At 60.4% G+C, this 12,187-nt stretch carries 10 protein-coding genes; 6 read left to right on the top strand and 4 right to left on the bottom strand.

All coding sequences use genetic code 11. The features are described from left to right. Positions 1 to 132: 132 nt before the first annotated feature. Entirely contained in the window at positions 133 to 684 is a 552-nt protein-coding gene (locus PW792_03265) for an SRPBCC family protein (GenBank protein ID MDE1160949.1), read from the top strand. A 60-nt stretch (positions 685 to 744) separates the two neighbouring features. On the opposite strand, the gene dxs is transcribed toward PW792_03265, so the two are convergent. Next, the gene (dxs, locus tag PW792_03260; protein ID MDE1160948.1) at positions 745 to 2,619 is read right to left on the bottom strand and encodes a 1-deoxy-D-xylulose-5-phosphate synthase; all 1,875 of its coding nucleotides are present in this window, start codon (positions 2,617 to 2,619) and stop codon (positions 745 to 747) included. A 137-nt stretch (positions 2,620 to 2,756) separates the two neighbouring features. Between dxs and PW792_03255 the strand changes: the two genes are divergently transcribed. Then, a complete protein-coding gene (locus PW792_03255; GenBank protein MDE1160947.1) occupies positions 2,757 to 4,562 on the top strand; it encodes an Ig-like domain repeat protein in 1,806 nt (601 codons plus the stop codon). 89 nt (positions 4,563 to 4,651) lie between these two features. Next, positions 4,652 to 5,593 carry an alpha/beta hydrolase gene (locus PW792_03250; protein ID MDE1160946.1) on the top strand — a complete coding sequence of 314 codons (942 nt, stop codon included), beginning with the start codon at positions 4,652 to 4,654 and terminating at the stop codon, positions 5,591 to 5,593. A gap of 106 nt (positions 5,594 to 5,699) precedes the next feature. Here PW792_03250 and PW792_03245 read toward each other — a convergent pair whose 3' ends face one another. Next, the gene (locus PW792_03245) at positions 5,700 to 7,121 is read right to left on the bottom strand and encodes a cation:dicarboxylase symporter family transporter (GenBank protein ID MDE1160945.1); all 1,422 of its coding nucleotides are present in this window, start codon (positions 7,119 to 7,121) and stop codon (positions 5,700 to 5,702) included. 119 nt (positions 7,122 to 7,240) lie between these two features. Here PW792_03245 and PW792_03240 point away from each other — a divergent pair, with 119 nt between their 5' ends. Both PW792_03240 and PW792_03235 read left to right on the top strand, forming a co-directional pair. Next, a complete protein-coding gene (locus PW792_03240) occupies positions 7,241 to 7,768 on the top strand; it encodes a nuclear transport factor 2 family protein (GenBank protein ID MDE1160944.1) in 528 nt (175 codons plus the stop codon). Between the two features lie 149 nt (positions 7,769 to 7,917). Then, positions 7,918 to 10,461: a PAS domain S-box protein gene (locus PW792_03235; protein ID MDE1160943.1), complete on the top strand. Its 2,544-nt coding sequence runs from the start codon at positions 7,918 to 7,920 to the stop codon at positions 10,459 to 10,461. A 12-nt stretch (positions 10,462 to 10,473) separates the two neighbouring features. Here the strand turns inward: PW792_03235 and PW792_03230 are convergent, their stop codons facing one another. After that, positions 10,474 to 11,022, bottom strand: coding sequence for an SRPBCC family protein (locus tag PW792_03230; GenBank protein MDE1160942.1), 549 nt, complete (start codon positions 11,020 to 11,022; stop codon positions 10,474 to 10,476). Positions 11,023 to 11,161: 139 nt separating this feature from the next. On the opposite strand from PW792_03230, the gene PW792_03225 reads away from it, so the two are divergent. Further along, complete coding sequence (locus tag PW792_03225; protein MDE1160941.1) at positions 11,162 to 11,668, top strand: VOC family protein; 507 nt, start codon at positions 11,162 to 11,164, stop codon at positions 11,666 to 11,668. A 109-nt stretch (positions 11,669 to 11,777) separates the two neighbouring features. Here PW792_03225 and PW792_03220 read toward each other — a convergent pair whose 3' ends face one another. Further along, positions 11,778 to 12,164, bottom strand: a complete 387-nt coding sequence (locus tag PW792_03220; protein MDE1160940.1) for an RcnB family protein — start codon at positions 12,162 to 12,164, stop codon at positions 11,778 to 11,780. Between the last annotated feature and the right edge of the window lie 23 nt (positions 12,165 to 12,187).

The following is a 12,187-nucleotide window of genomic DNA, read 5'->3' as shown; positions in this document are numbered from 1 at the left end:
TCCGCCCATCTGCGACTCAAGTAGTCCTAATTCACTTACTACCTTACCCCAAATATCGGACTGCGAAAGTCGCATATAGATTTTCCTGTGCAAAAAATGTGCAGACGTGTCCGATGCGGCATCCTAAGCGTGATGCCTCACCGATTCCACGCAGAGCAATGGCTTCCCTACCCGTCGGAACTGGTCTTCGCTTTCTTCGCGAATCCTGAAAATCTCCCCCGTCTCATGCCACCCTGGCAGCAGGTCCGCATTGAGGAGGGGTCCTTTGCCCCTCCGCCTCCGCGCCCACTCGACTCACCGCGGTTTCCCGGCATCGTTGCTGGCAACGGCAGCCGTATCCTCATCAGCGCCCGCGCACTCCCTCGCATACCAGCGCGCGGTGGCTGGGAAGCCCTGATCGAAGACTTCCGCTGGAACGAAGGCTTCTGCGACATACAGCTCCGTGGTCCCTTCAAGAGCTGGCGCCACTGCCACTCTGTGAAGCCGGAACCCGGCCCGGACGGCCGCCCTGGCACTCGCGTCACCGACGACATCACCTATGAGCTTCCGCTCGGCCCTCTCGGCGCGCTGGCGAACCTCCTCATCGCCCGCCGCGCCCTGGCCTACGCCTTTCGCATACGCCAGGAACGAACGTTACCTCTGCTCGCCAGAGCAGCCCAGTCGGCTGGAACTCGTTTCGCCTGATGACCAAAAAGCGAACAGCCCGACATCGAAGATGTCGGGCTGTTCGAACGAAAGAATTGACTAAGCTGAAACCGGTTTACGCATTAGCGGACGCACACGTTCGAGCGCTGCTTCCGCTGTAAGACCATACTTCTTGCGCAGGTCCTCGGGCTTACCGTGCTCGATGAACTCATCCGGCCAGCCCACGCGAACCACCGGCGTCTCAAGCCCGGCAGCGTTCAGCGTCTCCAGCACAGCCGAGCCAAAGCCACCCGCCAGCACATGATCTTCCAGCGTTACCAGAAGACCGCAACGGCGCGCATACTTCACCACGCACTCTGCATCGACCGGCTTCGCAAAGCGAGCGTTGATCACCGCGACCGAATGCCCTTCCGCCGTCAACTGGGCAGCAATCTTTTCCGCATCGGGCAGCATATTGCCCAGCGAGAAAATCGCTACATCCGAGCCATCGCGGATCACCTCAGCCTTGCCGATCTCAAGTGCTACCGGAACATCCTTCACCGCAACGCCCGGCCCCGTTCCTCGCGGATAACGGATCGCGCTTGCGCCATTGTGCTTCAGCGCGGTGAACATCATGTCCTGCATCTCATCCTCATCCTTGGGGTCCATGTGGATGAGGTTTGGAACGCTGCGCAGATAGCTGATGTCGAAGAGTCCGTGGTGCGTCGGACCGTCATCGCCGCTCAAACCGCCACGGTCCATGCAGAACACAACCGGCAACTCCTGCAAGGCAACGTCATGCACCACCTGGTCGAACGCGCGCTGCAGGAACGTCGAGTAGATCGCGCAGAACGGTCGATAGCCCTTTGTCGCCATACCTGCGGCAAACAACACCGCATGCTCTTCCGCAATGCCTACGTCGAAGTAGCGATCAGGATGCTTTGGACGGAAGACATCGAGCGCGGTGCCGTTCGGCATCGCAGCCGTAATCGCCACAACATTGCGATCCATGTCCGCCAGCTTGTTCAGACTCTCGGCAAAGATCTCCGAGTACGTCTTCTGACCAACAGCCTTGGTCTCGCCCGTCGCCGGGTCATACGGTCCCAGTCCGTGGAACTTCTTGACCTTGTCCAGCGCAGGCTGGAAGCCGCGGCCCTTCTGGGTCAAGGCATGTAGGATCACCGGCCGGTTCTGCGTCTTCAGAAACTGGAAGGTTTCGATCAGCAGCGGCAGATTATGGCCATCGATCGGGCCATAGTAGTTCAAGCCAAACTCTTCAAAGATCATGCTGCGGCCGATCACACCCTTGGCCGCTTCCTCTGCCTTGCGTGCCACATGACGCGCAGCATCGCCACCGAACTTATGCAGCAGGTCGGTCACGCGCTCGTGCAGATTCACATACGTCGGGTTCGTCGCAATCTTGTGGAAGTACTCCGCAATTGCGCCGACGTTCTTATCAATTGACCACTCGTTGTCGTTGAGCACAATGATCAGCCGCTTGGTCTGGGCAGCCACATTGTTCAACGCCTCAAAGCTGATGCCGTTGGTAAACGCCGCATCTCCCGCCAGCGCCACCACATGCTCGTCGCCACCGCTCATATCGCGCGCCACGGCCATGCCCAGCGCTGCGCTCAGAGCTGTTCCGGCATGTCCTGCGCCAAAGCTGTCGTGCTCGCTTTCTGTCCGAAGCATAAAGCCATTCAAGCCGCCCGGCTGACGAATCGTGTCAAAACGATCCTCACGCCCGGTAAGCAGCTTATGAACATAGCTCTGGTGGCTCACGTCGAAAACGAAGCTGTCTTGAGGAGTATCGAACACGTAGTGCATGGCAATGGTCAGCTCCACCACGCCAAGGTTCGGCCCGATATGTCCGCCGGTTTTGGCCACACCCTGGATTAAACGCTCGCGAATCTCTTCCGCCAGCCGTTCCAGTTCAACCATTCCGAGTTTCTTTACATCTGCCGGAGACTTGATCCGGCTCAAATACTCACTCATGTTGCTCAAATCCAGGGGCACCCACTCCGGACGCCTAACGATCAAGTGTACCAATCAGAGCGGCAATCCACCGCGCTCACATTTTTTTGACGCAAAATTACACACAAAAGCCTCCTCGACGGGTTAGGATTGCCTCCATGTCCCTATTTACTGTTGCTCCACGCGCCATGCGGCGTTTGTGTGCCGCTGTTTTTGTACTTTTCGCAGCGTCCAGTCTTGCGTCGGCTCAATCGACCTCATCAACTGTCGTGATCTCGCAAGTATTTGGCGGTGGAGGCGGTACTGGCACAGCTAGCAATTATCTGTACAGCCAGGACTATGTTGAGCTCTTCAACATGAGTGGAACCACCCAAAGCATCGGCGGATGGTCTGTCCAGTACATGTCGACTGGGCAAACAGCGACCACAGCGACAAACGTTGTAGCGATCCCCAGCGGAGTCACTCTGGCTCCGGGCCAGTACTACCTGATTGCAGGTCCCACGGGAAGCTCGACGGCAACCTATACGGGGGCAGCTCTCCCGGTCGCGGCTGACGTAACAGCAGCCGTTGGTTCTTTTTCCATGGCTGGTGCAGGTGGCAAAGTGTTTCTCGTGAACAATACCACCGCACTGACGATCACACTCAATGGAACGGCCTGCGTTAATTCAGCAATTATTGACTATGTCGGCAGCTCTGCCGCAAATTGCTACCAGGGCACAGGTGCCGCCCCCACAATCGCGGCAACCTCGGCAAGCGTACGTACGGTTACCTGCACAAACACGGGTAACAACTCGACCGATTTCTCTACATCTACCTCTGCTGTGCCGCACGACTTGGCCTCAACAACCGCTCCCTGCGCAGGCACAGCCGTCGCCCCCACCCTGACCTCCGCTACTGCGACTCCCTCCAGCATCGTTGCCGGCAACCCCGTCGCCTTTAGCGTGGCGATCGCTCCTGGAACCGGCGCCCTGACAACCGAAACTGTTGACCTCAGCAGCATCGGCGGATCGGCCACCCAGGCTCTAACAGCAAGTGGCACCGGCACCTACAGCTACACGTACTCCATCCCGACAACAGTTGCGACAGGCAGCTACACCATCACCTTCAAGGCTACGGATTCGAACAGCTTGAGCTCCACAGCTACCGCTTCGCTGTCGGTGCAGGACGCTACCACCCCGCCTGAGATCACCAGCGGAACCATCTCCGCATCGACATCTTCGGCGACGCTCGGAACCAGCGTGGTCTTTACTGCGGTCTTCGGTGGCAACGTCGGCACCCCGACCGGAACAGTCACCTTCACCGACGGCAGCAACACGCTTGGCGCAGGCACCTCGACCGGCAACGGCACCTGGACCTACACCACCACCACGCTCGCTCTCGGATCTCACTCTGTCACCGCAACCTACAACGGCGACACGACCTACACCACCCCCTATACGACGGCTACACCCGCCCCGGTTACCATCGTCCCGGTTCCGGTTGCTGACTTCACTCTGATCCTCAGCAACACCTCACTGACAGCTTCTGCTGAGCAGAAGACGCAGCTCATGACCGTCGGCATTCAGGCTGTCAACGGCTTCAGCGAGACGGTTGCTCTCACCTGCTCGGGCCTGCCCTCGGGATCGCGCTGCTCGTTCTCTCCGGCCAGCCTCACCGGCTCGGGAACCTCTACCGTGACCATCGCAGTCGACAACGCTGCTCTCCACCACAACAGCTCGCCCTTCGGCAAGCATGGTGGTGAAACGGCACTGGCTTTTGGCTTGCTCGCTCTGCCTCTGGCCTTCCGTCGCCGCATGCGCTCGCGCATCGGAACGCTCGCTATCGTTCTGGCCTTCGGCCTCACGCTGGCTGGCATCACCGGTTGCGGCAACGACGGAACCCCAGTCGGCTCGTCGACCGTGACCGTCACTGCCAAGTCCACCTCCTACACCAAGACCGCGACCTTCACCCTCAAGGTGCAGTAAGCGAACCGGCATCACCCAAACGGCTGCGTCCTCGGACGCAGCCGTTTTCCTTTGCATTCCAAAGCCAATCGCCACACCATCGGAGTACCATGGCGTCCATGCTGAACCGTCTGTCCCGCTCCGCTCTTCACCTCGCCTCTGCGTCCGTGATCGCCTTCGCCGCCTGCACAGCTTCCGCACAGACGCTTCCACTCTGGCCTCACGGCACGCCGGAGCCTCCACAAACCAAGGAAGCCGAGTCCAGCGTCGACGGCACCAGCCCTCTCTACCCCGGCATCAATGTCACACGCGTCTCCAACGTCACCGTTCCCACGCTCGCGCTTTATCCCGTGCCTGCTGGCATCAAGCCCACCGGCTCCGCCGTCGTCGTTTTCCCCGGTGGAGGCTACCAGCGTCTCGCCTACACTCACGAGGGCGTGCTCCCCTGCCAGTGGTTCAATCAGCTGGGTGTCTTCTGCGCGGTCGCCAAGTACCGCGTCCCGTGGCCGCAGCGTTACCACGACAACCTCGCCCCGCTCGAAGACGCGCAGCAGGCCGTCCGCATCGTCCGCTCGCACGCTGCGGAGTGGCACATCGACCCGCACCACATTGGCGTCATGGGCTTCTCTGCAGGAGGCCACCTCTCCGCCGACCTCTCCATGCACTACGACAACGACCACGTACTGTCTACGCCTGCGGCCAAGGACGTCCTCGCCACCATCACCGCGCGTCCTGACTTCGTCATCCTGGGCTATCCGGCCTACCTCGCCGTCGACCCTGACCAGCACACCGTGGACCCGAACATGGTGCCGACCAAAGACGTCGCGCCCACCTTCATCGCCGCTGCAGAAAACGACAAGAGCTACGGCAACAACTCCCCCGTTTACTACCGTGCGCTCAAGGACGCAGGCGTCTCCGCCTCGCTCGTCATCTTCGCGGACGGTGGCCACGGCTTCGGCCTCTCCCCTACCGGAGTCACCGCCTCAGCCTTCCCCACACTGCTCAAAGACTGGCTGGTCTTCCAGAAAATCATCCCCGCACCCTCGCACTAACCACAGCTCTAGTTTCAGGGAACAGGGATTCAGCCCACCCCAGACAGCAAATCAAAACGCGAAAGCGGTGGCCTCTTCAGCCACCGCTTTCGCGTTTCTCTACCCTTTACCCCTCGAGCTCCAGTCCTACGCCTTCAGCTACCACCGGGTCCAGAGGCTCAATACCAAACTGCCCCTCCCACTTCGCGACCACCACCGAAGCGAGACAGTTGCCCACCACGTTCACCATCGTGCGCGCCATGTCCATCAACGCGTCAATGCCCAGGATCACAAAGATAGGTGCTTCCGGCAGCTTGAACGTCGCGGCTGTTGCGAGCAACACCACCAGCGTCGCGCGCGGCACACCGGCAACGCCCTTGCTCGTCAGCACCAGCGTCAACATCATCACCAACTGCTGCCCCAGCGTCAGGTGAATCCCCGCTGCCTGCGCCACAAAGATACTCGCCACCGCCAGGTACAGCGTCGACCCATCGAGATTGAAGCTATACCCCGCCGGGATCACAAACGCCACAATGCGCCGCGGCACACCCAGAGCTTCCATCTGCTCCATCGCACGCGGAAGGGCTGCCTCGCTCGTCGCCGTTGCAAACGCTATCGTCGCGGGCTCAGCCACTGCGGCAATAAACTTCGCAATCGGCACCTTGAAGATCAGCGCTGCCGGCAGCAGCACCAGCACGGCAAAGATCGCCAGCGCACCATATAGCGTCAGCAGCAGCTTGCCCAGGTTCACCAGCACACCCAGCCCCATGCTGCCCACGGTGTACGCCATCGCCGCACCCACACCCACCGGCGCAAAGTACATCACGACGTTCGTAAAACGGAACATCACCTCGGCCAGGCTTTCGCACAACCGCATCACCGGCGCGCGCTTGGCCTCGCTCAATGTCGCCAGCGCGATCGCGAAGATAATCGCAAAGACCGCAACCTGCAGAATCTGCCCATCGGCAATACTCTTCGCCAGGTTCTCCGGGAACATATGCAACAGCACGTCGTTCCAATGCTGTGCAGGCGGCTTGCTCACCGTCGCCACCACAGCCGCGCTCGTCGCCGGAAACGTCAACCCGACACCGGCCTTCGTCACATTGATCGCCAGCAGTCCCACGCCCAGCGCCAGCGTCGTGACCACCTCAAAGTACACAAGTGCCTTCACACCCATGCGCCCTACGCCCTTCAGGTCGCCGTGGCCCGCAATGCCCACCACCAGCGTCGCCAGAATCAGCGGAGCAACGATCGTCTTGATCAGACGCAGGAAGATATCCGAAAAGACCTTCAGGTCGACGGCAAAGTGCGGTGCGTCAAACCCCAGCTCTGCTCCCGCCACCATCGCGACGAAGATCCAGGGTGTCAGGCTCTTGCGACGAATACCAAACCACACCAGCGCCAGCACACCTGCCCAGCGGGTCACCACACCTGCAACATGCAGCGATGCAGCCGTGATTCCAGCATGCAGAGAAGCCACCTGAAGTCCGGCGCCAAGCGCAAGCGCCACCACTGCGACGGCAATCACCGTCAACTCTTTTCGTTCCATCCGTTTCGGCATCTTGCAGCCGAGCATACCAGCCTGACCTGCCTTCGCGCAGCCACGGAAAAACCAGCGCCACGGTAAACGCGCAACCGCGCTCAAAGCGGCCGCCGTAAAATTCACTCATGCTGCGCTCTGCCGTTCTCGTCGCCGCCCTGCTCGTTGCGTCCTGCAGCGTCCGCGCACAAATGCTCACGCCCGAGCCCGCCACGAGCGCCCCCCAGCCGCTCACCTCGCCCTCCACCACTCCCGGCGAGCTCGAACTCCTGCAACTCGAAGCAAAGTTTGCCGCCGACACCGCCCAGGGCGGCGGAGCAGCCTTCTCTCGCTGGTTTGCCGACGACGGCATCGAACTCCCCGACGGCAAGGCCCCCCTCATCGGCCACACCGCCATCGCCTCCCACACCCAGTGGGACCCCAAACAGTACCAGCTCTCCTGGACGCCCGACGGCGCGCGTATCGGCCCCTCCGGCGACTCCGGCTTCACCTGGGGCCATTACACCGGCCGCTCCCACGACGCCTCCGGCCAGCCCGTGCTGCGCGAAGGCCGCTACATCACCGTCTGGAAGAAGGTAAACGGCCAGTGGAAGGTCGCCCTCGACGCCTCCGCCAACGATGCCGCAGCAGACTGCTGCGCCCTGCCTAAGCCCTGACGCCCTTGCGACCTTTCTCGGTTTGCGTCAGATCATCTCCGATTTCCCATAATGAATTTTTGGTTACCCTTTGGTGACTGACGTTCGCAACCTTGCCTGAAAGTGGGACAGCCCGAAAAGCTCCTGATTTCTATGCTTAAGGATGCAGAATGATGTCCACCCTGTACGAATCCGATGAGGCTCGCCTCGCAGCTCTCGAGCACTATGCGCTCGACGAACTGCCGCGTGATCCTGCGTACGATGACATCGCTCGTCTCGCGGCGCAGATAACCAACTCTCCCGTGGCTTTTGTCTCCATCATCGAACACGATGAGGTCCTTCTGCTCGGGCGCCACGGCATCGACGCCACGACGACTCCTCGTTACTCTCTGCCCTGCGAAACCACGATCGCCGGCGACGGTGTTTATCAGATTCCCGACGCGCGTCGCGACCCGGTGTACTCACCCGGCGGCATCGCGCTGGCAGACCACCGCTATCGCTTTTACGCTGGCGCTCCGGTGCTCACACCGCACGCTATCGCTATCGGCGCGCTCTCGGTCATGGACCACACAGCGCGCAAGCTTACAGAGCCGCAGGTCGACGCGCTCGAAAGCCTCGCACACATGGTCACCACGCGCCTTGAGCTTTCCGTACGTGTGCGCCAGCGTGACACCGCCACCCGTGCTCGCCAGCGCGTCGAAAGTGCGCTGACCGTCGAGCGCAACTTCGTCTCTGCCGTGCTCGACACCGTCGGCGCACTCGTCGTTGTCTACGACACCGCTGGCCGCATCGTGCGCTTCAACCGTGCCTGCGAAATCATCTCCGGTTATAACTCCTCGGAACTCCTCGGCAAGTACGCCTGGGAACGCCTCATCCCCGAAGAGGATGTACCCGAGTACATCGAAAGCTTCGAACGCATCCGCAACGGCGAGTTTCCCACCGCGTACGAAAACTACTGGACGGCCGCCGACGGCACTCGTCGCCGTATCTCCTGGTCTGCCACCGCACTCGTCGACTCCCTTGGCGAGGTCGCCTTCGTGATCGCCACCGGCATCGACGTCACTGAGCAGCGCGTTGCAGAAAGCGCCATCCGCGAATCCGAAGCACGTTATCGGCAGATCGTCGAAGGTTCGCTCGGCATGGTCTGCACCCACGACCTCTCCGGCACGATACTGTCGATCAACGACTTCGGCGCACAGCTCGCAGGCCGCACGGTAGACGAGGTTATCGGCCACTCACTCGCCGAGTTTGTCGAGCCTCATCGTCGTCATAAGATTGCGCCGTACTTCCAGGAACTGCTTGCTCAGGGCGAAGCCTCCGGCCTGTTGTATCTGCGTCAACCTGACGCCTCTGAACGCGTCATCGCCTATCGCAACCGGCTCGTCGAACCTCAGAACAACGAACGCTATATCCTCGGTTTCGGCATCGATATCACGGACCAGGTCCGCGCCGACGAAAAGCTCCATACCCTCATCCGTCAATCGAACTCAGTGCTCGAATCAGTTGGCGACGGCATCTACGGCATCGACCTGCAGGGCAACTGCACCGTCGTCAATACCGCCGCCGCGCAGATGTTCGGCTACAAGCCGGAAGAGATGCTCGGTCGCAACATGCACGACCTCATCCACCACACTCGCGCAGACGGCACACCATGCCCTATCAGCGAATGCCCCATCCAGGCGACGCTGCGCAACATGACTTCGATCCGCGTCTCCAACGAAGTCTTCTGGCGCAAGGACGGCACAAGCTTCCCCGTGGAGTACGTCGCGCGACCGCAGATTGAAGCCACGGACGACAGCTTCATTGGCGAGAGCGCTGCACCCTCAGCATGGGAGTCGAACCAGGCCGTGACAACCGTTTCCGGAGCGCACATCACAGCGCTGCCTCCTGCGTCCTCTTCCTCCATAACCGTCGGTTCCATGGTGGACGGAATCCCCATCTCAGGACGCGCCGTCGGCGTCGTCGTCGCGTTCTCTGACATCTCAGAACGCAACCAGCTCGACCGCATGAAGGACGAGTTCATCTCGACTGTCTCTCATGAACTGCGTACACCGCTTACTTCGTTGCGAGCGGCCCTTGGTCTGATCAGCGGCGGCGCGCTCAGCTCACGTCCCGAGAAGATGAAGCAGATGATGGACATCGCCATCGGCAACACCGACCGCCTCGGCCGCCTCGTCAACGACATCCTCGATCTGGAGCGCATCGGTTCCGGCAAATCGGAGATGCACGCGGTCCAATGCTCTGTCGCCGAACTCTTTGAGCGAGCCACACACCTGATGCAGGCGACAGCCCAGAAGGCCAACATCCGCTTCCAGATCGAGCCGAACGACGTGATGGTATGGGCTGATCCGGACCGCATTCTGCAGACGTTGACGAACCTTCTTTCCAACGCCATCAAGTTCTCGCCCACCACCGCAACGTTGCCTAGCGAGGTGCGGCTCTCTGCGCAGTATGTTGCACCGGATGAAGCCATCCTTGAGGTTCAGGATCACGGTCGCGGCATTCCTGCCGACAAGCTACAGCAGATCTTCGAACGCTTCAAACAAGTGGATGCCTCGGACTCACGCACCATGGGTGGCACAGGCCTTGGACTCGCCATCTGCCGCTCCATTCTGCAGCAGCACGGCGGCCACATCTGGGCCACCAGCACGCTCGGCGAAGGTTCCACCTTCCACTTCACGCTGCCCACTCAGCCACACGGCCACCTGACCTAAGCCGCAAACCAACTACGGTTGCGTAGGGTCTTCAGCCACCTGCTTCATCTTCGCCAGTCCGCGTTCAAAGTCCGGGCCAATCATCGCGTCCATGTTCTTGAACAGACACATCACCTTCTCCGGCAGGTGCATCGCTCCGCTCATCGACCACACCACATGCGTGCCTCCCGAAGCCAGCGGAGTCATGGTGTACGTCACGCTGCTTGAACTTTCAAACGGCTTATAAAAATCAAGCTTGACGTCCGTCTCCAGGGGCACCGCGCGCAGAATCTCCATACGCCCCGAACCTGCGTCCTTGTTCCCTTCCCAGGCCAACACTGCACCCACTCCCGAAGCCGCACCCGAGTATGTCTCCTTCATCTTGGGATCAAGATGCTGCCACGGCGACCACAGCGCAAAGTAGTGGAAGTCCTGCACCAGAGGCGCAACCTTGCTCGACGGCGCATTGATATCTATGCCGCGCTCGACACGATACGTATCCGGCTTCTGGGAAGCCGCAATCAGCACCACGATCACAACCAATGTCACCAAGCCCACCAGCCAGCCAAAGAACTTCCGCATACCGTAACGCCTCCTTCGAAAAAGTGGCCTTAGTCTACGCGAGTTTTTTGGCCTTGCGACAAGCCTCTTAGCGCGACAAAATGACGCAGACGTCACCGCGCTTTTGCGTCCTGCCACGCTCCGTCGCATCGGATGCTATATGGCATCGACAACGCAATCACCCGCGGCTACCCCACCGATCCACCCCGGCGTCCGCATTGGCCACATCCATCTGAAGGTCGCCAACATTGAGCGCGCCCTCGCCTTCTACTCGGGCGTACTCGGCTTTCAGCTCATGCAGATGTTCGGCACCTCGGCCGCGTTCCTCTCTGCAGGGGGCTACCACCATCACATCGGCCTCAACACCTGGGAGAGCCTGAACGGCCAGCAGCCGCCCTTCGGCGCCACCGGCCTGTTTCACACAGCCATCCTCTATCCCACACGCGCAGAACTCGGCGACGCTCTCCGCCGCCTCATGCAGGCCAACATCGCGCTCGATGGGGCCGCCGACCACGGTGTCAGTGAAGCTCTCTACCTCCGCGACCCTGACGGCAACGGCGTCGAACTTTACTGGGACCGTCCCCGCGAAGAGTGGCCCCTCGACGCCAGCGGCAACCTCACCATGTACACTCGCCCCCTCGACCTGCACGCACTCCTGCAGGCCTGACGATCACGGGAAATCGCCAACAAAAAGCGCACACCCTGCAATGCTTAAAACGATAGAGGCGGATTGATTTCTCAATCCGCCTCTATTATTTTCGCGATTCAACAGCAGTCTAGTGAACTGACGAAGCAATGATCGTCGATGCAATGATGCCGGTAGCGATGCCAGCGAGGACGTAGTTACCGTCCACTTCGCGCCACTCGTAACCACGAGGAGGAGCGTTCAAATGGTGCGAGCGATAATCCACACGAGCTCCACGGTTCCAGTCACCGGAGGGCATACGTCCACCCTTGTGCCAATCGTTATGCTGCACATAACCATGGGGGCTTCCACCGTGGTTATCGTGATCATCATGATGCTGTGCCAAAGCCACGACAGGAGCACCAGCAAGCAACGCAGACAGAACGAGACCTGAAGCAATCTTGAATTTCATCTCTTCTCCAATTCCCTTGCCAGCGTCATGCGCAGCAAGCGGTTCAGTGATTGTAGATGCACGCATCGCTCCACGAGATGTGCCTCATC

The organism is Acidobacteriaceae bacterium, from assembly GCA_028283655.1.
Lineage (GTDB): Bacteria > Acidobacteriota > Terriglobia > Terriglobales > Acidobacteriaceae > Granulicella.
This window is presented reverse-complemented; position numbering and strand designations above follow the sequence as displayed.

Coding starts and splice junctions, on each gene's coding strand:
- PW792_03255 (MDE1160947.1), top strand. CDS start 2,757: ATGTCCCTATTTACTGTTGCTCCACGCGCCATGCGGCGTTTGTGTGCC.
- dxs (MDE1160948.1), bottom strand. CDS start 2,619: ATGAGTGAGTATTTGAGCCGGATCAAGTCTCCGGCAGATGTAAAGAAA.
- PW792_03245 (MDE1160945.1), bottom strand. CDS start 7,121: ATGGAACGAAAAGAGTTGACGGTGATTGCCGTCGCAGTGGTGGCGCTT.
- PW792_03240 (MDE1160944.1), top strand. CDS start 7,241: ATGCTGCGCTCTGCCGTTCTCGTCGCCGCCCTGCTCGTTGCGTCCTGC.
- PW792_03220 (MDE1160940.1), bottom strand. CDS start 12,164: ATGCGTGCATCTACAATCACTGAACCGCTTGCTGCGCATGACGCTGGC.
- PW792_03225 (MDE1160941.1), top strand. CDS start 11,162: ATGGCATCGACAACGCAATCACCCGCGGCTACCCCACCGATCCACCCC.
- PW792_03250 (MDE1160946.1), top strand. CDS start 4,652: ATGGCGTCCATGCTGAACCGTCTGTCCCGCTCCGCTCTTCACCTCGCC.
- PW792_03235 (MDE1160943.1), top strand. CDS start 7,918: ATGATGTCCACCCTGTACGAATCCGATGAGGCTCGCCTCGCAGCTCTC.
- PW792_03265 (MDE1160949.1), top strand. CDS start 133: ATGCCTCACCGATTCCACGCAGAGCAATGGCTTCCCTACCCGTCGGAA.
- PW792_03230 (MDE1160942.1), bottom strand. CDS start 11,022: ATGCGGAAGTTCTTTGGCTGGCTGGTGGGCTTGGTGACATTGGTTGTG.